This window comes from Gordonia polyisoprenivorans (assembly GCF_017654315.1).
GTDB lineage: Bacteria > Actinomycetota > Actinomycetes > Mycobacteriales > Mycobacteriaceae > Gordonia > Gordonia polyisoprenivorans_A.
The window spans coordinates 274,562-294,273 of the sequence record NZ_CP072203.1 but is presented as its reverse complement, the minus strand read 5'-3'; the positions used below and the strand labels follow the sequence as shown (position 1 = coordinate 294,273).

General features: G+C 66.1%; 17 protein-coding genes. 10 read left to right on the top strand and 7 right to left on the bottom strand.

Annotated elements, in window-relative coordinates:
• Positions 1-4: 4 nt before the first annotated feature.
• Complete coding sequence (locus tag J6U32_RS01410; protein WP_208793225.1) at positions 5-2,056, bottom strand: OPT family oligopeptide transporter; 2,052 nt, start codon at positions 2,054-2,056, stop codon at positions 5-7.
• A 116-nt stretch (positions 2,057-2,172) separates the two neighbouring features.
• On the opposite strand from J6U32_RS01410, the gene J6U32_RS01405 reads away from it, so the two are divergent.
• Entirely contained in the window at positions 2,173-2,658 is a 486-nt protein-coding gene (locus J6U32_RS01405; RefSeq protein WP_208793224.1) for a PPOX class F420-dependent oxidoreductase, read from the top strand.
• Between the two features lies 1 nt (position 2,659).
• On the opposite strand, the gene J6U32_RS01400 is transcribed toward J6U32_RS01405, so the two are convergent.
• Both J6U32_RS01400 and J6U32_RS01395 read right to left on the bottom strand, forming a co-directional pair.
• Positions 2,660-3,961, bottom strand: a complete 1,302-nt coding sequence (locus tag J6U32_RS01400; RefSeq protein ID WP_208793223.1) for an aspartate aminotransferase family protein — start codon at positions 3,959-3,961, stop codon at positions 2,660-2,662.
• Between the two features lie 37 nt (positions 3,962-3,998).
• Complete coding sequence (locus J6U32_RS01395) at positions 3,999-4,352, bottom strand: nuclear transport factor 2 family protein (RefSeq protein ID WP_208793222.1); 354 nt, start codon at positions 4,350-4,352, stop codon at positions 3,999-4,001.
• A 120-nt stretch (positions 4,353-4,472) separates the two neighbouring features.
• On the opposite strand from J6U32_RS01395, the gene J6U32_RS01390 reads away from it, so the two are divergent.
• Complete coding sequence (locus J6U32_RS01390; protein WP_244332475.1) at positions 4,473-5,351, top strand: helix-turn-helix domain-containing protein; 879 nt, start codon at positions 4,473-4,475, stop codon at positions 5,349-5,351.
• Here J6U32_RS01390 and J6U32_RS01385 read toward each other — a convergent pair.
• A complete protein-coding gene (locus J6U32_RS01385) occupies positions 5,279-8,725 on the bottom strand; it encodes a DUF3376 domain-containing protein (protein WP_244332473.1) in 3,447 nt (1,148 codons plus the stop codon). The genes J6U32_RS01390 and J6U32_RS01385 overlap by 73 nt on opposite strands.
• Before the next feature lie 230 nt (positions 8,726-8,955).
• A complete protein-coding gene (locus J6U32_RS01380; protein WP_208793220.1) occupies positions 8,956-9,525 on the bottom strand; it encodes a type 1 glutamine amidotransferase domain-containing protein in 570 nt (189 codons plus the stop codon).
• Positions 9,526-9,636: 111 nt separating this feature from the next.
• Here J6U32_RS01380 and J6U32_RS01375 point away from each other — a divergent pair, with 111 nt between their 5' ends.
• Complete coding sequence (locus J6U32_RS01375) at positions 9,637-10,746, top strand: NAD(P)/FAD-dependent oxidoreductase (RefSeq protein ID WP_208793219.1); 1,110 nt, start codon at positions 9,637-9,639, stop codon at positions 10,744-10,746.
• 20 nt (positions 10,747-10,766) lie between these two features.
• Here the strand turns inward: J6U32_RS01375 and J6U32_RS01370 are convergent, their stop codons facing one another.
• Positions 10,767-11,615 carry a ribokinase gene (locus J6U32_RS01370; protein ID WP_208793218.1) on the bottom strand — a complete coding sequence of 283 codons (849 nt, stop codon included), beginning with the start codon at positions 11,613-11,615 and terminating at the stop codon, positions 10,767-10,769.
• 247 nt (positions 11,616-11,862) lie between these two features.
• On the bottom strand, positions 11,863-12,258 hold the full coding sequence (locus J6U32_RS01365; protein WP_244332471.1) for a hypothetical protein: 396 nt from the start codon (positions 12,256-12,258) through the stop codon (positions 11,863-11,865).
• Positions 12,259-12,381: 123 nt separating this feature from the next.
• On the opposite strand from J6U32_RS01365, the gene J6U32_RS01360 reads away from it, so the two are divergent.
• From J6U32_RS01360 to J6U32_RS01330, 7 genes are read left to right on the top strand one after another with little or no spacing between them, the layout of a single operon-like run.
• Positions 12,382-13,191, top strand: coding sequence for an MlaE family ABC transporter permease (locus J6U32_RS01360; RefSeq protein ID WP_006371735.1), 810 nt, complete (start codon positions 12,382-12,384; stop codon positions 13,189-13,191).
• Positions 13,192-14,052, top strand: coding sequence for an MlaE family ABC transporter permease (locus J6U32_RS01355; protein WP_208793216.1), 861 nt, complete (start codon positions 13,192-13,194; stop codon positions 14,050-14,052).
• Between the two features lies 1 nt (position 14,053).
• Positions 14,054-15,385, top strand: coding sequence for an MCE family protein (locus J6U32_RS01350; protein ID WP_208793215.1), 1,332 nt, complete (start codon positions 14,054-14,056; stop codon positions 15,383-15,385).
• Positions 15,382-16,401, top strand: coding sequence for an MlaD family protein (locus J6U32_RS01345; protein WP_208793214.1), 1,020 nt, complete (start codon positions 15,382-15,384; stop codon positions 16,399-16,401). The genes J6U32_RS01350 and J6U32_RS01345 overlap by 4 nt, the downstream gene beginning before the upstream one ends.
• 6 nt (positions 16,402-16,407) lie before the next feature.
• Positions 16,408-17,451 carry an MlaD family protein gene (locus tag J6U32_RS01340; protein ID WP_208793213.1) on the top strand — a complete coding sequence of 348 codons (1,044 nt, stop codon included), beginning with the start codon at positions 16,408-16,410 and terminating at the stop codon, positions 17,449-17,451.
• The gene (locus J6U32_RS01335; RefSeq protein ID WP_208793212.1) at positions 17,451-18,599 is read left to right on the top strand and encodes an MCE family protein; all 1,149 of its coding nucleotides are present in this window, start codon (positions 17,451-17,453) and stop codon (positions 18,597-18,599) included. The genes J6U32_RS01340 and J6U32_RS01335 overlap by 1 nt, the downstream gene beginning before the upstream one ends.
• Positions 18,599-19,711, top strand: a complete 1,113-nt coding sequence (locus tag J6U32_RS01330; RefSeq protein ID WP_208793211.1) for an MCE family protein — start codon at positions 18,599-18,601, stop codon at positions 19,709-19,711. Before J6U32_RS01335 ends, J6U32_RS01330 begins: the two co-directional genes overlap by 1 nt.
• Position 19,712 lies beyond the last annotated feature (1 nt).

The window sequence follows — 19,712 nt, the reverse complement described above, 5'->3', positions numbered from 1 at the left end:
GGCCTCAGCGTTTGGTGACGTCGACGGGCTCGCTCGGCCCGACCCCGGTGCCGCCCATCGACCCCGCGATCCGCTGGGCCCACTTGTAGAGCCCGAGGATGAGCAGGATGAAGAACACGATGCCGAGCCATTTGGCGTAGTTCTCGAAGGAGTCGCCAACCACCCCGAGCACGCCATCGTCCCCGGAGGCGGCGACGATCGCCGCATAGACCACGCCGAAGAGGCTTTCGCCGACGATCAGACCGGTGGCCATGAGCACACCGATTCGTTTCTTCTGCTCGACGTCGCCGCCCCGACGGTCGGCCCACTTGTTGTAGAACACACCGAGGATCGCGCCGACCGGGATGATCAGCGTCAACGACATCGGCAGGTACATGCCCATACCGACGGCCAGCGGAGGCAACCGCAATCGCCCAGTCGTCCGCCCGAGCACCTCGTCGACGATGATGACGCCGATCCCGATGAGTGCGCCGATGCCGAGCAGACCCCAGTCCAGCGACCCGCCGAGCACGCCCTTGGCAAGAGTGGACAGCAGTTGCGCCTGCGGCGCCGACAGGGCGTCCTCGCCGGCGCCGGGCATACCGGCGAAGCCGAACGAATCGTTCATGAGCCCGAGGATCGGCGGGATGACCGCCGACCCGAACAGCACGCCGATGATGAGCGCGACCTGCTGTTTCCACGGTGTGGCACCGACCAGCTGACCGGTCTTGAGGTCTTGCAGGTTGTCGTTGGAGATGGTGGCCACGCCGAAGACGATCGCCGACGCGAACAACGTGTACGCGATCAGTGCGTCGGTTTGGTCGCCGGTCGCGGTGCCGTAGACGACCTTGATCAGCACCGCGGCGATGATCACCACGAGGATGCCGACACCGGAGATCGGGCTGTTCGACGACCCGATCAGTCCGGCCATGTAGCCGCAGACCGCCGCGACCACCAGGCCGATGATGGCGACGAACACGATGGTGACGGTGATGATGCCGCCGGCCGACCCGACGAGCGGCATCGAGGACGAGCCGGCTTTCGCGGTGTGGACGAAGTCCCACAGCAACAGCCCGATCGGGATGAGCATCACCAGCACTGTGCCGATGACGTAGGGGAACGGGATGTCGCGTTCGGTGATGTCGACGGTGACCCCGGCGCGGCGTGAGCGCGCGGAGGTGAGCGCGCCGGAGATACCGGTGATGATCGGCCGCATGATCTTCAGGAGAGTCCACACGGCGGCGACCGCGATCACCCCGGCGCCGATGAGCCGGACGTCGGAGGAGAAGACGGTGTCGATGGTGTCGCCGATGGCGCCGGTGGCAGCCGTGAAATCGCCCCACGAGTAGATCGGCATCAGGATGAAGAACGAGATGACCAGACCCACGAGCATCGCGATTCCGACGGTCAGACCCACCAGGTGGCCGACGCCGATCAGTGCCAGCGACAGGCTCGCGCCGAACATGCTTCCGCCACTGCCGATCCGGTAGACCGCCGACACGGAGTCGGTGAAGATCCGCATCTTCGCCAGCAGAGCGAACAGAGCCGAACCGACCGAACCGATGAGGATCGCCTTGAGGCCCGCCCGGTTGCTCTCCACCCCCACGGAGGTCTCGCCGACCTTCAAGACCTCTGCTGCGGCAACACCTTCCGGGTACGGGAGATCCGAGCCGGTGACCAGCGCCCGACGCAGCGGAATCGAATACATGACGCCGAGGATGCCGCCGACCGCGCAGACCGCGAGGGTGATCCAGTACGGAAATCCGGTCCACCATCCGATCATCACCAGACCGGGGATGACGAAGATGATCGCCGACAAGGTACCCGCGGCCGACGCGATCGTCTGCACGATGTTGTTCTCGACGATGGAGTGATGGGAGAAGAAGCGCAGCACTGCCATCGAGATCACCGCGGCCGGGATGGCCGTGGCGAAGGTCAGACCCACCTTGAGGCCCAGGTAGACGTTGGCCGCGGTGAACACCAGCGTGATCAGGCCGCCGAGAATCACGCCGCGCACGGTCAATTCGCGAAGACCTGCGGTGGGCGGTGGGGCCACCACGGTCGGAGCATCGGACATGGTGGTCTCTCCTTCGCTCGGGGTCTGTCACACCATAAGCCCGGTGCCCGGCGTGGCGGGCGACCTCGGGACCGAGACGTGTCCGCCGGATGTCGCGCGTCGCCTACGGTGGAGACATGCCCAGAACCATTGCCACCGCCACCGATGTCGAGAAGGCCGAGCTCGAACAGTTCCTGCGGCCGCGCCACAAGATGTTGCTGCTCACCACCCGGGACTCGGGCGCCCCGCAGATCTCGCCGGTCAGCGGCGGCGTCGACGACCAGGGCCGCATCGTGATCGCCACCTATCCGGGACGCGCGAAAACCACCAACGCCAAGAAGCGCCCGCAGGTCAGCGTGTGCGTCATCTCCGACGAGTGGAACGGCCCGTGGGTTCAGGTCGACGGCACCGCGGAGGTCCTCGACATGCCCGACGCCGAGGACGGTCTCGTCGACTACTTCCGGTCGATCTCCGGTGAGCACCCCGATTGGGATGAATACCGTGCAGCGATGCGACTGCAGAACAAGTCGCTGATCCGGGTCACGCCCACGTCGTGGGGGCCGATCGCCACCGGCGGGTTCCCGGCGGACGTCGCCGCCGCGCTCGACGCCAAAGACGCCTGACCTAGACGCTCTCGGCGATCGCCTGCTCCAGGATCTCGAGGCCGAGCCCGAGTTCGTCGTCGGATGCGGTGAGTGGAGGTGCGACCCGGAACGTGCCGCCCATACCCGGTAGCTGCACCACATTCATGTGCAGCCCGAGCTCGAAGCACCGACGGGTCACAGCGGCCCCCAGCCGGTCGGCGCTGGCATCGGGGTCGCCGGGCTCGACGAGTTCGAGTCCCTGCAGCAGCCCGCGCCCGCGGATGTCGCCGACGACGGCGTGGCGACGAGCGATGTCGCGCAAGCCCTCACGCAACAGTTTTCCGGCGGCGGTCGCGCGCTCGTCGAGCCGATCACGTTCCAGCACATCGAGAACGGTGTTGCCGACGGCGGCGACCAGCGGGTCGGAGACATGGGTGGTGAAGAACAAGAACCCACGGTCGTGGGCGGTCTGCTCGATCTCGGCGGAGGTGATGGTCGCCGCGAGCGGCAGACCGGCGCCCAGCGTCTTGGACAGGGTGAGGATGTCGGGGACGACGCCGTCGCGCTGGAAGGCATACCAATTGCCGGTGCGACACAACCCGGTCTGCGCCTCGTCGAGGATGAGGAGCATGTCGCGCTCACGGCATTTACGTTGCAGCGCAGCCAGATAGCCCGGCGGCAGATCGATGACACCGCCGGAGGAGAGGATCGGCTCGACGATGCATGCGGCCAGCGAGCCGACGGACTGGGCGTCGATGAGCCCGAAACCGAAGTCCAGTTGACGCTCCCAATCCAGGGTGCCGTCGGGACGGGTGAAGTCGGGGCGGAACGCATCCGGGGTGGGCAGCGCGTAGTTCCCCGGTGACACCGGACCGTAGCCGCCGCGACCCGCGCTGTAGGTGGCCGCGGCGGCCGCATGCGTCATGCCGTGCCACGACCGCGCGAACGACACGATCTCATGCTTGCCGGTGACGAGCTTGGCGAGCCGGATCGCGGCCTCGTTCGACTCGGCTCCGGTGGTCAGCAGCAACGCCTTATCCAGCGGCGCGGGCAACGAATCGGCCAGTCGCGCAGCGAGTTCGAGGACCGGCTCGGAGAGCATCCCGCTGAACAGGTGGTCGAGCGTTGCGACCTGCCGGGACACCGTCGCCACGATCTCGGGGTGCGAGTGCCCCAGGATCGCCGACATCTGCCCCGAGGTGAAGTCCAGGATGCGCCGACCGTCGGCGGTGTAGACGAAGCTGCCTTCGGCGCGGGCAATCAGCTCGGGCGAGAAACTGCCGCCGTAGCGAATCAGGTGCCGGGCGGGATCGGGCGGGGTCGGGTCGTGCGCCGTGTTCATCCGTTGACGGTAGCGGCTGAAGCGATCACCTGGAATGTCACGCCGGCACTTTGTCGAGGAATCCTCGGACGTCGTGGATCCTGCCCCGCTCATCGAGGACTATCACGTCGAAACCGACAATCACCGGTTCTGATCCGGCCGGCCCGAGCCCCCACTGGAATCGCAGTTGCCGATGGTGCGCGTCCACTTCGCTGAGTCTGGAGAACACGAATTCGGGGAACTGCTCGTGCACACCGTCGATCACAGCGCTCACGCCGGAGTGACCGCTGACCTCCACGAGCGGATCGACGTAAGAGACAGAGGGCGACCAGACGGCGGCAAGGAGATCCGCCCGGTCGTTCCCGGTGGCATTCCACGTTTGCAGGTACTTCTCTGCGATGTCGTTCATCATTTTTCCTTCCTTCTTCACGGGAATCTGTTTCCCGTAAGGAGTCTGACGATGACTGCTGCGTGTGGGCCATGACCTTGGAGGTCATGGCCGACTGGACGTGCGCTGTCTACTCTTTCGTTCATGGTCGCGACACCCATGAACGCCGACAGTGCGGGTGCCATGCTCCGGATCTGGCGAGAGCGCCGCAGGCTCAGCCAGCAGGAACTGTCGAACCGCTCCGGTGTGTCCAGTCGACATGTGAGCCGGGTGGAGACAGGCAAGGCGCACCCCAGCGTCGACATGCTCCTCCATCTGGCCGAGCAATTGGACCTACCACTTCGAGAGCGCAATCGAGTGCTTCTTGCCGGCGGGTACGCGCCCCGGTACGAGGCCCGTGATCGGGATGACGCTTCGGTCGCGGCCGTGATGGACGGCTTACGCGGTCTGCTCGATGCCCATCGCCCCTATCCCGCACTCATTCTGGACGGCTATTGGAACATCATCGACGCCAACGATGCGACGGAAGGTCTGTTGGCAGGATGTGCACCCGCACTCCTCGAGCCGCCGGTCAACGTGCTGCGTGTGTGCCTGCACCCCGACGGGATCTCCACCCGCATCCGCAATCTCAACACCTGGGCCGGCCATCTGTACCGGCAGGTCACCCATCGGGCGAATCGCACTCACGATCCCCGCCATCTCGAGCTTGCCGACGACATCGTGTCGAACGTTCCAGACGTGCTCAGCGCGCCACCCGGAGCCGGGCCCGTTCTCACTCTCGAACTCGATTCCGCCGAAGGGACTCTGCGGTTCTTCAGCGTCTCGACCCAGCTGGAGACAGCGACTGACGTCTCTTTGGAGGAGCTGCATCTCGAAACATTCCTCCCGGCAGATCAGCAAACCAGGGACCTCTTCTCGAAGTGCGAGCCGCAAGAGCACACGACCACCGCTCAGTCGGTTGGGCGCAAGCCCATCTCCTCGGAGGTGCGTGGTGTGACGTTGCCCAGGAACACCGCGAGGTAGAGCCACCACACGATCACCGGAACGAGGACTGTCAGGGGCAGCGCCGACTCCGGGATGACCCAGACGTCGAAGACTGCGGCGATTGCCCCCGAGAGGACCGCGGCGGGAGCCGCGTAGGTGTAGACCTGGGCGGCTGAGGTCCACCCCCACAGTGAGCACGCGACGAGGGCGGCGCTGCACGCCGCGGCGAGCACCGCGGTGTAGATCGGGGCGCTCGGCGGGGTGGCGTCACCCCAGAACGCGGCGACGACGATCGCGACGATGAACACTACTGCGACGATCAGGGGAACCCGCTGCCGCAGACGTCGGCCGAATCCCTGCACCGCCGGTGGGTTGTATGTCAGTGCGGGAGGCACTTTCGTGCAACGGAGGGCGAGCGTGATCGCCCCGCCGGCGACGAGCACCCACACGATGAGCAACGGCTCGATCTGGTAGCGCGTCACCACGCGTTCACCGGTGAGGACGCCGGTGATCACCGCGGCAGCGATACAGCCGACGCCCACCGCGGCGGTCCACTGACGCCACTTTCGTGTCTTCTTTTCCGCGGAGCGTAGGGTGGTCAGCCAGGACTGGTGTGGGCCGCCGCTGACGGCTTGTTTGAGTCGGCCGTCCATCTTGCGCCACTTGCTTTCTGCGGCAAGGGAACGTGAGACCATCAGAAGGCCGATGAGGCCGGTGAGAGCGGAGACGGTGTACCAGAGCACCGGCCCCGTCTCGGAATCGCCCGGCAGGAGAAACGACGTCAGCAGGGTCGCCGCCAGCGCGATCAGCAGGCGCAGCGGGTCGACGATCAACCCCAACAGGACCGGGAGGACGCGCAACAGTGCGACCCCGATGATCACGACGGATTTCTTGACCGGGCTCGGAAAGATCGACGCCGGCTGCAACGCCCGGATCACCAGACCGGACGCGCGCGAGACGAGACCCACGCGATACGACGACGGGAGGTCGGTGATCGCACCGGCACCGCGCGCGGGAATCGCTTGGGCGTCGGGGTCTTCGGCGACGATCTCGCTCTGAAGGTTTGTCTTGTAGAGGAGTCGCTGCGCGTCTTGCTGCGCTATCTGCTCGGCGTCGGCACGCGGATCGTCCGGCAGGAGAAGGTCGACGATGCCCGAGGCGGCGTTGAGTCGGCCCCAACGCCAGTCGCTCGCGCGCCACCGCCAGTCGAGAAAGCCGGCGAAACGGGCCAGTGGTGTGCCGCAGAGCTTGTCCTCGGCACGTTGGAGACCATCGATCTTGGTCATCCACTCGGACAACTGTTGCGGATCGATGGCCTCGACCGCAATGTCGTGCTTGAGCCATGCCTCCAACTGGGTCGCCACGGCGTCGGCGCGAAGGGCATCGAGATAACCGGGGCCGATGGAGACGGGAGGCTCGTCGCCGGTGATCTGGTGGTAGCGGATGACCGACTGGGTGTCGGGTCCGCCCGACACCGCGATGAGGCGCACGATCTCGTACGCGGTGTATGTGGTCTCCGCGGGAAGCCTCTGAGCCAGAGCGTGATACAAGGACTCATTCCAGAATTCCTCGTTGGCGCGCGCGGAGGCGGTCACGAGGGCTGCCAGATGCGCGTGGAGGTGGGTCCAGATCGTGGTGAGCGCCGCTGTCCCACCGTCGGATGTGAACCCGACTCCACTCGCCTCGGTCGACGGTGACAGGGCGCTGTAGAAGGTGGCGTCGTCGACGCTGTTGCCCTGGGCCAGTGCATTGTTGACATCGGCACTGATGGTCAGCGCGTCTTGCGTGGCGATACCGTCGACGAGTGCATCGGTCCACTGCTCCGGGGTCGCGGCCACCGAAGCCAGTGCGGTGTCGACGGTGAGATGGCGGGCTTGTAGGAGCACGGCGCCGCAGCGATACAGCGAGGGCTTGAACGCGCTCGCGGCACCGACTCCTGCGCCTTCGAGTGCACGGGCCCAGGCGATCAGGAATTGCGTCGCATCGATGGCGGCGGTGACGTCCCCGCGGCTCATCACCGACTGGGCCTGCGCGTCGGAGCCGGCTGCCGCCGATCCTGGGGTGACCCTCGTGTAGGCCTGCGCGAGTGCGTCTTTGATACGTAGGCTGATCAGCGGTTCGACGGGTGTGCGTGGCGCGGCCCGGAACGGCGGGGTGAACAGCATCGTGTGGGGTTCAGTGAGGATCTCGCTGTAATGTTGTGCGTCGGAACCGATCCGGGACTGGATGTAGCGGCTCACCGGAATGCTCGGCAGAGGACCTGTGGCGTTTCCCAACCACGCGGCGAGTTCCTCGGTGCGCCCGCGCAGTGCGAGGACGCTGTCGTTGTGCTCGCGGATGTAGGTGATCTCGTCCTCGGCCGACTCCTGTCGACTCTTCATCGACATGCCGGAGCGAATGACGTTGAGCCAGCGCGACAACTGGGCGGTTTGCTTGGCGAGCACTCGTCGCTGCGCATTGTCCGTCGCCGGTATCGGGATGGGCTCGGGCTGCGCGGGCGGTTGTGGGTCGAGGTACATCAGCACGCGCTCGGTGGGCGCGGACGCAGGGGCGCGTTGGATGGCGCGGATCGCCCGGTCGATCGGGATGTTGTCGAAGACCCCACCGTCGATGACGAGAAAAGGTGCCTCACCGGGCGCGGTGGTGCTGCCTGCTGTGTCGTCACCCGTGGCAGCGCGAGCGAACGGAAACACTCTGTCCATGTTGGGTTTTCCGCCGGTGTTCGGCGCGATCTCCTCGGGTGAGTCGATCGAATACACCGTGGCTGGTTCGAAGGCACCCGGGAACGAGGACGTCGATCGGATGGCCAGTGCCATGGCCTGCCGAGCGATCTCGGCGGCGGCCTCGTCGTCGCCCAATCCGGGAATCGTTGAGTACTGCGAGCCGAGGCCACCGGGCCGGCGGGTGAAGGAGAACCCGCCGCGGGCGGTGGTCACCTGCTTGTCCGGGTCGGGGAGCAGGGTGGCGGCGAGTTCGACGCTCAGTGCTTGCGGTGGAGGTCGCTTCGACAGTCTCGGCGCGGCGGCGATCTTGTTCACCGCGCCGACGGCAAGCGTCAGGAATCGGCCGTCGCCGGACAACACGGAGTCGACGGCGCGAAAGCCGGACCATCGATCCGCAGCGGCATTGTCGGCGGGGCTGCGCAGCAGATCCCAGAGACCGCCGTCGTTCTCCCACGTCTTGCGGACGATGGAATCGGTGACCACCCCATAGCTTTGCGCCAGTGCGAACAGCACCGCATTGAGCCCACCCGCGCTGGCTCCGGCGAGGATGTCGAACTCCACACCCTTGTAGTGGGCTTCGCCGAGCAACTCACGATAGATCTTCGCGCGGCCCGACGTATCAGAGGTGTCATCGGTGGCCCGCCGCAACAGATCGAGCTCCGCGATCACCCCGCCGATCCATACCGCCATGCTCACTCCGCCACGCATGGCGAGCGCCACGCGCAGGGTGCGGGTAGGAGTCTGACTCGTGCTGGTGTCCGGTGACATCGTCGCGGTCTTCCGCCGGGGTCATCGCCCGACGCGACAACACTGATGCCTATTCAATCGCAGTCCGGACCGAATCGGACAGCATGGTGTTCCCCGGCGTCTGCGAATCGATATACGCGACGCCGCGGGCGCTACTCAGGCGTCGGCGGTGTTCAGGCGTCGGTGGTGCTGCGACCGAACTCCACGACGAGTGCGGAGTTGAAGGCGGCCAGATCGTCCGGTTTGCGGCTGGAGATGAGGGTGTTGGGCCCGTTGCGATCCACCACCACCTCCTGGTCCACCCAGTTACCGCCGGCATTGACGATGTCGGTCTTCACACTCGGCCACGAGGTGATCGAGCGACCCTGCACCACATCGGCTTCGACGAGAGTCCACGGTGCGTGGCAGATCGCGGCGACCGGCTTGCCCGCGTCGAAGAAGCCCTTGATGAAGTCGACCGCGGAGTCGACGGTGCGCAGGTAGTCCGGGTTGGCCACCCCACCCGGCAACACGAGCGCGTCGAAGTCGTCCGGGGTGACGGTGTCGGTGGTGGCGTCGACGCCGAAGGTGTCGGCCTTGTCGAGATGCTCGAATGCCTGCACCGTGCCGCTGTCGGTGGACACCAATTTCGGCGTGCCGCCGACCTCTTCGACCGCCCGCCACGGTTCGGTGAGCTCGACCTGCTCGATGCCCTCGGGTGCGACGAGAAATGCGACGGTGATTCCCTTGAGTTCGTCAGCCATGGTGCTGCTCCTTTCGTGTCTGTTCTCTCTCCCCGGATGTCTCGGTTACCCCAGAGCAGTCGCGTCCAAACCCTGTCGTGTCAGAAGCCGTGCGCTTGTACTGTCGGGCACATGACCACCACCTCGGACGTCGCCGTCATCGGCGCGGGCATCGTCGGACTGTCGGCGGCACACGCGTTACGTTCCCGTGGGTACTCGGTGACGGTCTTCGAGTCCGCAACGCCCGGTTCGGGACAGTCGGCGGGAGTGTCGCGAATCTTCCGGCACGCCCACGACGATCCGCGAATGGTGGCACTCGCGGTCCGCGCGCGACGACAGTGGCGCGACTGGGAGGACACCTTCGGTGTACGACTCGTCAGCGACGACGGCGCGCTCGCACTCGGACCGACCGCCGTGCGGCGGCTGGCCGTCCTCGAAGATCATCCCGACATCGGGGCGCGGCTCGTCGATCGTGACGAACTGGGCTCGCTGCTACCGATTCTCGGCCACTACGACGGCGGCGCGGTATTCGACCCGAAGGGCGGGTCGATCGATACCCGGACCGCGATTGCGCGCCTGGCGGACGAGGCCCGAGCGGAGTCGTCGGGTTCGGGGCTGGTCGCCGAGCAGGTGATCACTGTGCGCGACCGCCCGGACGGAGTCGAGATACGCACCCCGACAACGGTATCCACGCACGGTGCGGTGGTGGTGGCAGCCGGACGCGGTAGCGCGGCTCTGGCCCGCGCGCTCTCGGTGGCGATACCGGTCGAACTCGGTGCGCACGTCCGGGTGTCGTTCGCCCTGCGCGAGGTTGTCGACCGGCTGCCGACACTGCAGGACGGCAGCGGAGTATTTGGGGTGTCGGGCGTGTATGCCGCTGCCTATCCCGACCGCTCCGCTTTCGGGCTCGGTCTCTCCGATTCGGTTGTCGCGCATGATGACGGAGCCATCGACGACGTCGACGCCCTGGCCCACTCGGCCGACAACGCGATCGCCTACGCCTCGCGAGCGCTTCCCGGGCTCGTCCACGAACCGATCGGCATCGTGCACTGCTGGGTCACGCGTCTGCCCTGGGGCGACGACGGGGTGGCGATCTGGAAGTCGGTTAATGCGTACGTGATTGCCGGACACAATCTCTTCAAACACGCACCGGTCCTCGGCGAGTCGCTCGCCGAGTCGGTGGTCGCCGGGACGGTTGCCGAGCCGTTTCGGCCCGAGGATCGGCTGGGTGCCGCGGACTGAGGGGATCGATTGCGGGGTCGTCAGGTGCGTGGCCGGGACACGAAATCGGTTGCGGTGTCCGCGGCGAGCGCCGCCGCCTCCGGAAGCTCGACGCCGACGGCGAGGTGTGCGACCAGGGTTCCGGCAAAGACGTCACCGGCCCCGGTGGTGTCGACGGCGGTGACTCCGCGCACGTTGATGCGGGTGACCCGGCCGTCGTCGACGACGAGCACCCCCTCGGCGCCCAGGGTGATCACCGCCGACGTGCAGCATGAGCGAAGCCGTTGCGCCGCCAACTCGAGATCATCGGCTGTGCCGTAGTAGGCGGCCTCGATCGCGTTGACGACCAGCGGGTCGGCTAGTTCCAGGATCGAATCATCCAGTGCCGCCACGGGACTGGGATTGAGGACGAAGCGCCTCAGATGGGCTTGGCACCACCGCGCCGCGGCGTCGGTGACCTCGCGGGGTGACTCCAGCTGTGTGAGAACCACTTCTGGGTCAAGAGCGTCCAAGGACGCCGTGACGTGGTCGGCGGTCAGCTCGGCATTCGCACCGGAAAGCACGATGATCCGGTTGGTGCCGTCGGCGTCGACCTCGATGACCGCCCGCCCGCTGAGGCCGGTGACGCGACGAACGTGCTCGACGTCGACCCCCTGGGCGCGTTGATGTTCGAGCATCGTGGTGCCCGCGACGTCGTCACCGATCGCGGCGATCACCGACGTCGAGGTGATCGCCGCCGCTGCCGCGGCTTGATTGGCGCCCTTGCCGCCCGGTCGCTCCGTCTGGGACAGCCCGAGGACCGTCTCACCGTCGGCGGGTAGACGCTCGACGTGCACCACCTGGTCGAGATTGAGGGTGCCGACCACGGCGACACGCGACGAGGAGTTCATCGTGCCGATTATGCTGGTGAGGTGGTGGTGAAACCAGCGCCGTGGCAGGGGGTCTCGAGGCTCGGCGCACGCGCCTCGCACCTCGACCATCGATCAGAAGAGTTGCCGCCGGTGCCGTATCGGTCACCTCGACCACCGATGAAAGGCCCCACCCGATGGTCGAGGTGGGAGGCGCCCCTGGCGCCGACCCTCGAGACCGCCGTCAGCCGAGGCTGGTTCGACACGACCATCGGCCCACGGGAGACGTTCAGATCCCGAGCACCCCGGCGGTGGTGTTGGAGGCCCAGGTGCCGATGTCGTTGATCTGGCCGCGGGGCGCATAGATCCACAGTGTCGGGCTGGTGGCGGCGCCGCATCGCACGCGGACCGGATGCCGGCCGGGGCGGACTGCGGAGCCCGGCAGGGTCAGCGTGCGTTCGGTGCCGTCTCGCACGAGGGTGCGCGAATCGACGACGACGGTGCATCGGCCATCGGTGTGCGGGCCGGTTCCGGTGTCATAGGTGATCGTCCAATCGGCGGTGCCCGCGGCGGTGACCGCGAGGGTGGGGACCGCCGCGGCGGACGCCGGTCCGACACCCATAACACCGGCCATGGCAGCGGTGATGGCAACAAACGCCGTGGTCACGGCGATTCGGACAGACATCGGTCTCATGTCGGTGAGCTCCATTCGACGCAGAATCTTCGTGTTTCACATTTCATATATTAAGTATGTTAGCGTGTCGATCGACAGTTGAGATCTCGATCACATGCCACACCTGGGGGTCGTATGGCGTTCGAGCTGCCCGCATCCAAGGGGCCGCTACGTGATCTGGCCAATGAGGCCGGACACACATTGGGCTTTGCGCTACAAGCGATCGGTTCGCTCGTGGTCGCCATCTTCCGGTTCCGTCTCTCGATCACCGAAACGGTGAATCAGACGGTCTTCATCGGCCGGGTCAGTACCGGGCCGTCGTTGCTGCTGATGATCCCGGTCGGCGTGTTCATCGCGGTGTCGGTCGGCGAACTCGCCGGCCGCATCGGCGCCGGCGGCTATTCGGGCGCCGTCGTCGCCTTCATCATCGTCGGACAGGCCTCGGCCCTCGTCAGTGCGCTGATGATGGCCGGTGTCGCGGGCTCCGCGATCTGCACCGACCTGGGTTCCCGCAAGATCCGCGAAGAGGTCGATGCGATGGAGGTGATGGGCCTCAACGTGATCGAGCGGCTCGTGGCCCCGCGCATCGCCGCCGGGATCATCGTGTCGCTGGTGCTGTGCTCGCTGATCACCGTGACCGGTGTCGGTGCCTGCTACCTCTATCACGTCTACGTGCAACATCTTCCGGCCGGCGCGTTCATGGCGACGTTCAGCCAGTACGGCCGCACCTCGGACTTCGTGATGGCCTTGGTCAAGGCGGCGGTGTTCGCGTTGTTGTCGACGATCGTGGCCTGCTTCAAGGGGTTACATGCTCGCGGCGGTCCACGGGGAGTCGCCGATGCCGTCAACGAGGCGGTGGTGATCGCCTTCGCTCTGGTGTTCATCTTCAACACCGTTTTGTCACAGCTTTATTCGGTGATGGTGCCGGCAGTGGGGTCGTATTAGATGGTCAGCGCAGACATCGGTTATCGCATCCGGGTGCGCTCGACGCGCCGGCTCTCCGCATTCGTCGACGGCTTCGTCCGGCTCGGTGAGTACGTCACCTTCATCCTGCGCGCGATCGCCGCGGTGCCCTACACACTCGTGCACTACCGCAAGCACGTGCTGAACCAGATCGCCGAGGTGACCTTCGGTGGCAAGTCGCTGCTGTCCGGCGGTGGGACGATGGGCATCGTCCTGGCGATGTCGCTGGCCGCGGCCATGATGCTGGGCGTCGAAACCTATCGCGGACTGCAACTCGTCGGTATGACCACCTTGTCGGGCATGCTCTCGGCGATCGCCAACACCCGTGAACTCGCACCGGTCGTCGTCGCCATCGCGCTCGCGGCCAAGGTCGGCACCGGCTTCACCGCGCAGGTCGGTGCCATGCGGATCTCCGACGAGATCGCCGCGCTCGACGTGATGGCGATCCGCTCGATCCCGTTCCTCGCGACCACCCGCATGATCGCGGCGATGGTCTGCATCCTGCCGATCTACATGATCGGTCTGCTCGCCAGCTACATCGCGACCCGACTGGTGGTGGTCTGGTGCAACGGCGAATCGTCGGGCACCTACGAATACTTCTTCCACCTGGCACTGACGCCCGCCGACCTGCTCTACTCGGCGATCAAGGCGGTGGTCTTCGCCGCGATCGTCACGTTGGTGCACTGTTCCTACGGATATTTCGCCAGCGGCGGTCCCGAAGGCGTCGGGCAGGCGGCCGGACGCGCTCTGCGAACCTCGATCCTGGCCATCGGTATCTTCGACGTCATCTTCACATTCGGGCTGTGGGGGCTGGTGCCCCAGATCCCGGGAATGGGGATCTGACGTGACGGTCATGCTGCCGGGCAATCCGGTGTCACGCGGCGGATACATCGTGCGTGCGGTCATCGCGATGATCCTGGTCGGCGCCTTCGCATTCTGGATGGTCGCCCGCAGTACGCATCTGACCAACTCGGACCCCGTCATCCACGCCCAGGTACCGGTGCAGGCCGGGTTGATCACCACCGGTGCGCCGGTGCGCTATCACGGCGTCAAGGTCGGCGAGATCTCCTCGATCGACGCCGGCACCCAGTCCTCCGAGGTGAACCTGACGATCGAGGACTCGGTGATCGGGTCGATCCCGTCGAACGTGATGATGCGCGTGCTGCCGCGAACGTTCTTCGGCGACATCTACGTTCAGCTTGTCCCCGCCCCGCAACTCGAGCACAGCGCGCACTCGCTGTCCGACGGCGATGAGATCACCGTCGATTCGGGTCCCGACGCGATCAACCTCTACGACATCTTTACCAAGATGAGCGACCTCATCGCCGAGGTGCAACCGGAGAAGATGACCGTGGCCCTGGCGGCGGTGAACAAGGCCATCGGGGGTCGCGGCGCCGATCTGGGTTTGATGATCGACCAGTGGGCCAGCGCGTCGCAGCAACTCGAATCGGCGGTCGATGAGTTCATCGACGCCACACCGCAATTCCGGCGCGTCGTCGAATCCCTCAAGCGCGCCACCCCGGCGATCACCGAAACCCTCGCCTCGGTCACCCACATCTCCGAGGGCATCCTCGAGCACTCACAGAGCCTGGCGTCGTTCTTCGCCTCGGCCGCAGGCTATCTGGGAACGGCGGGTCCGTTCGTCGCCGCACAACGCCAGAACCTGATCACCGTGCTGACCTCGACGTCGACGATCCTGTCCACCGTCGCCGACAACCCGAACGGACTCTCTCGCACCCTGTCGGAGGCCGACAAGTTCGCCATCGCCGGAGCGCAGGTGTTCTCCACCGGAAAGTTCAACATCACCGCCGTGCCCACCTTCTCTCAACCGATGCCCTACACCGCGGCGGACTGCCCGACCTACGGCACCGTGCGCGGATCACAGTGCACCGGAACAGGGGCCGAGATCGGCGTCGGCCCGGTGCGCGCGCCCGGCCAGCCGAACGGCACCGTGCTCAACCCGCCGGTACGCACCCCGACCGCCCCGACCGCCACACCGTCGGCGTTCTCCGGAGACGTGACCATCGACGGCACCGGCGAACGCCCCGCCCTGCGCCGGCTCGAAGGCATGGTGGGCGTCGGGTCGTCGGCCGATGAGGCCGGGGGACAGCCGAATCCGGCCACCGTGGTCATGCTCGGGCCGATGGTCCGCGGAGCGCAGGTGAGCCCGTCATGACCACCCTGTCCCCGTGGACCCTGATCAAGGCGGTCTCGTTCGTGATCATCGGGATCGTGGCCGCCGTACTCGTCGTCAACACATTGCGGGTACCGGTGGGTGGGCCGACCGACGACTACGTCATCCACTTCGCCGACGCGGAAGGGCTCGTCACCGGCAACCCGGTCAAGATGGCCGGCGTGCGAATCGGTCGGGTCGATTCGATCGCGCTGGTGCCCGGTGCGAACGGGACCGCGCAGGCGTCGGTGACCGTGCAGGTCGAAAAGGACAAGGTCATCCCCGAACGCGTCCACGCCGCAGTGCGTTACGGCGACATGCTCGGCGCCCGCTACATCGCGCTGACCGCGGCCGGCGACGATCAGCCGGTCCGCACCGGCAACGAGATCCCGCTCGCCGCAACGACTCCGCCGATCAACCTGACCGCACTGATGAACGGGTTCCAGCCGCTGTTCAGTGCGCTGCAACCGCAGCAGGTCAACGAACTCGCCCGCGGCTTCGTCGACACCTTCGAGGGTCGGGCCGGTTCGGTGGAACTGCTGTTGCGGCAGATCGCGAGCATGGGGCAGAACCTGTCGGAGAACGGTGTCATCTTCACCCGGCTGGTCACCAACATGAACGTGCTGATGACGACGGTCGAGAAACGCAGCCCGCAGATGACCGAGCTGTTCACCGGCCTGAATCAGTTGACGTCGACGATCATCGGCGACAACGGGCAACTCGGCGCGCTGCTCGACAGCGGCGATCGCGCATTGTCGTCCCTGGCGCAGATGATGACCGCCGCCGACGGACAATTCGCGTCGACACTGACCGGGCTGCGCGACGTGACCTCGTCGTGGATTCCGCAGACCGAGCAGTTCACACGGTTCCTCGAGCAGTTCCCGGTGATGGCCGCGAAGATCAACGCCAGCGGACGCTACGGCGGATTCATGATGCTCTACCTGTGCAACTTCACGTTGAAGGCTTTCGATCTGGAGGCCAACATCTTCGGGCCCCAACATTCCTCGGTGTGTAGGTGATCACGAATGTTCCTGGTCAGATTGATCGATGTCTTCGTCGGCATCCTCGAGTTCGTCTTCAAGTCCGACAAGCGTTCTCAAGGAGCCTCGCCTGCGGTTCTCGGTACCGCGGGCATCATCACCCTGCTCGTCCTCGTCCTCGTGGCGATCGGTGTCCCGCAGCTGCGCTATGAGCTGCGGACCTCGCCATACGCCGCCGACCTCGCCAATGCCTCCGGTCTGACGACCGCCGACCCCGTTCTCGTCTCCGGGGTACCGGCCGGGCGGATCGAGAGCATCGACCTCGCCGGTGACCATGTGCGCGTGGGCTTTCGGCTCGACAACGGTCAGCCGCTGGGTGATCAGACCCGCGCCGGTGTCCGGTTGCGCACCGTACTCGGCAAGCGCTATCTGGAGATCGTCCCCGGTGGGCACGGACAGGTGGGCCCCGACAACACGATCCCGTTGTCCCGCACCGACAGTCCGTACAGTCTCGACGACATCTCGGCCGCCTCGGTGAACGCGTCCGCACAGATCGACCCCGACGTGCTGCGGGCGATGATGTCGACGATGAAGTCGATCATCCCGGATTCGACGACGCTCGACGCCTCACTGCGCGGGGCGGCCGGCGCCGCATCGGTCATCACCGGGACCGGCTCCCAACTCGACCAGCTGCTGTCGCTGTCCAAACGACTGGCCACCGTCACCGCGGCACAGACCGATTCGATCTCCGACGCGCTGTCGAGCGCGCAGGCGATCGTGCAGGCCCTCGTGGTCCGGCGTGTGGTGCTGACCCGGCTCGTCGACAACCTGCGCATCGTGCTCGGGCAGATGGCGGCCACCTTCCCGCAGGTACCGATGGGGCAATTGACCACCAACATCGAATCGGTGACGACGACCCTGAAAGACAATGTGGACCACATCAACGCGATCCTGCAACAACTGCCGCCGGCCATGCGCACCGTCACCGACGCCACCGGCAACGGCAACTGGGCCGACGTCGTCTCGCCGTCGGCGGTGATCCCCGACAACATGCTGTGTGTGCTCGGTGTGATGCAGGGGTGCCGCTGATGACTTTTCGTCAGGTTCGCGAGGTCCGGCACCGGAAACGTTACGGCGGGAAGATCTTCGCCGCACTGCTGGTGATCGCCGCGTTGGTCGCCGGGACGTGGTACGTCTTCGGCCGTACTCCCGACACCACCACCGTCAACGCCGATTTCGCTTTCGTCAACGGCCTGTACACCGGTTCCAAGGTGACGGTCCTCGGGGTGCCGGTCGGTCAGATCACGGCCGTCGATCCGCGCGGCGATCACGTCCGCGTGGAGATGACCATCGCCGGGGACGTCCGGCTGCCCGCCGACGTGCAGGCCTATGTGCTCAACCCGTCGGTGATCAGTGACCGTCACCTCGAACTCGGACCGGCCTACACCAAGGGACCCGAATTCGCCGACGGCGACACGATTCCCCAACAGCGGACGCACTCGCCGATCAGTTTCGACCAGTTGATGGGCAGCCTCGGCACGCTGACCAAGATCCTCGGCCCGTCGGCCGATCCGCAGTCGGCGGATGTGGGAACCCTGCTGGCCCGCACCGCGCAGTCCTGGGATGGCGGTGGGCCCGAATTCAACACGGCGATGAGCCAATTGGCATCGGCGAGCGGGATCGTCGGCGCCCACGCCGACGACATTCAGGATCTCATCGACTCACTCAACCAACTCATGCAGACCTTCCAGGCCAAACAGGTCTCCCTCGACGGGCTCATCGACTCGATGGGAGCGCTGAGCAACCAGTGGGCCTCGGCCAACCAGGACATCACCACCCCGATCAACGATCTCAAGGTGATCTTCGATCAGGTCAACGCCTTTGCCATGGCCCACGGCAACGATGTCGGCGTGGTCGCCGAAAACCTCAAGGCGCTCGGCGACACCCTGGCCGCCAACAAGTCGGGACTGGCCGAATTCATGGATCTCGCACCACTGATGATGCAGAACCTGTCGAGCACGATCGGCCCCGACCATCGCGGGCGAATCCGGCTGAACATCTCGACGACACTGGCACAGTTCAAGACCCTCAAACCGCTGTGCGACCGATTCCCGATGCCGCTGTGTGTCGGTGCGGGACTGACCAATCCGATCTCGTTCCCGATCAGCTCGTCGGACCCGCTGGGCATCGTCTCGGCGATCTCCGGTGGAGCCCTGCCCCCACAGGGAGGCCGCTGATGGCAGCCATGCGAGGTGTCCGTGGATGGCGGCGGCCGGCGCTCGGTGCCGCGGCCGCGCTGACAGTGGCCTGCGGTGTGAGCGGGTGCGCGACGGGACTGCAGGATCTGCCGTTGGCCGGTGCCCGCGGCACCTTCGACGTGACCGCCGAACTGAGCACCGCCGATGGTGTCGTCGACGGCTCCGACGTGCGCAGCGGTCAGCAGATCGTCGGCCGGGTCACCGACATCGCCCTCGGCGGTGGGCACGCACAACTGACGCTGTCCCTCGACGATCACACCGATCTCCCGGCCAATGTTCGTGCCTCGGTGGAACTCCCGTCGGCGCTGGGCACCCCGTTCATCCGGCTGACCCCACCGCAGAACCCGCAGGGCCATCTCGGCGGGGGTGCCCGCATCGGTCTCGACGCCACCAGCGTCGGTCCGCAGGTGGAAGGGACCCTCGCGGCCCTGGGCAACGTCCTCTCCGGCAGCGGTGTGAGCCAATTGCAGTCGGTGATGGCGAGCCTGAACGAGGCATTCGACCAACGCTCGGACAAGGTGGGAATGCTGATCGACACCCTGAACCGCCTGCTCGCCCGATCATCGCGCTACACCGACGATTTCAACGCGGCGATGTCGGCGGCCGCCGACGTCACCGACACGCTCGCCGGACAGCAGAATCTCGTCGAGGACTTCTTGTCGCAGACCCCTGCTGCGGTCAATGTGCTGGCCGCGCAACGTGATCAGCTGGCCACCCTGATGTCACAGACCACCTCGCTGGCCCGTAGCGCCGACGCGATCACCCGGGGCCGGCAACCACAATTGAATTCGCTGGTGACCGACGCGAACGCACTGGTGAGTTCGCTGGGCACCTTCAACGACAACGTGGGGCAGACGCTGACGCACATGAATCAGTTCATGGCCAACTTCACCCGGTCGATCCGCGGCGACTACCTGGTGTTCGACGGCGCCCTCGACATCCCCGGCGGCATCGACAAGATCCTCACCGGCGGGATGCTGCTGTCGGGACAGCCTCTGCCGACACCCGGCGATCTCACCGACGCCCTCACCGGCGGACTCCCCGGCGCCCACCGGTCGGGCCGCCCGACGCGACCGAACGGAGGTCGCTGAC

Coding starts and splice junctions, on each gene's coding strand:
- J6U32_RS01410 (WP_208793225.1), bottom strand. CDS start 2,056: ATGTCCGATGCTCCGACCGTGGTGGCCCCACCGCCCACCGCAGGTCTT.
- J6U32_RS01405 (WP_208793224.1), top strand. CDS start 2,173: ATGCCCAGAACCATTGCCACCGCCACCGATGTCGAGAAGGCCGAGCTC.
- J6U32_RS01400 (WP_208793223.1), bottom strand. CDS start 3,961: ATGAACACGGCGCACGACCCGACCCCGCCCGATCCCGCCCGGCACCTG.
- J6U32_RS01395 (WP_208793222.1), bottom strand. CDS start 4,352: ATGATGAACGACATCGCAGAGAAGTACCTGCAAACGTGGAATGCCACC.
- J6U32_RS01390 (WP_244332475.1), top strand. CDS start 4,473: ATGGTCGCGACACCCATGAACGCCGACAGTGCGGGTGCCATGCTCCGG.
- J6U32_RS01385 (WP_244332473.1), bottom strand. CDS start 8,725: ATGGCGGTATGGATCGGCGGGGTGATCGCGGAGCTCGATCTGTTGCGG.
- J6U32_RS01380 (WP_208793220.1), bottom strand. CDS start 9,525: ATGGCTGACGAACTCAAGGGAATCACCGTCGCATTTCTCGTCGCACCC.
- J6U32_RS01375 (WP_208793219.1), top strand. CDS start 9,637: ATGACCACCACCTCGGACGTCGCCGTCATCGGCGCGGGCATCGTCGGA.
- J6U32_RS01370 (WP_208793218.1), bottom strand. CDS start 11,615: ATGAACTCCTCGTCGCGTGTCGCCGTGGTCGGCACCCTCAATCTCGAC.
- J6U32_RS01365 (WP_244332471.1), bottom strand. CDS start 12,258: ATGTCTGTCCGAATCGCCGTGACCACGGCGTTTGTTGCCATCACCGCT.
- J6U32_RS01360 (WP_006371735.1), top strand. CDS start 12,382: ATGGCGTTCGAGCTGCCCGCATCCAAGGGGCCGCTACGTGATCTGGCC.
- J6U32_RS01355 (WP_208793216.1), top strand. CDS start 13,192: ATGGTCAGCGCAGACATCGGTTATCGCATCCGGGTGCGCTCGACGCGC.
- J6U32_RS01345 (WP_208793214.1), top strand. CDS start 15,382: ATGACCACCCTGTCCCCGTGGACCCTGATCAAGGCGGTCTCGTTCGTG.
- J6U32_RS01340 (WP_208793213.1), top strand. CDS start 16,408: ATGTTCCTGGTCAGATTGATCGATGTCTTCGTCGGCATCCTCGAGTTC.
- J6U32_RS01335 (WP_208793212.1), top strand. CDS start 17,451: ATGACTTTTCGTCAGGTTCGCGAGGTCCGGCACCGGAAACGTTACGGC.
- J6U32_RS01330 (WP_208793211.1), top strand. CDS start 18,599: ATGGCAGCCATGCGAGGTGTCCGTGGATGGCGGCGGCCGGCGCTCGGT.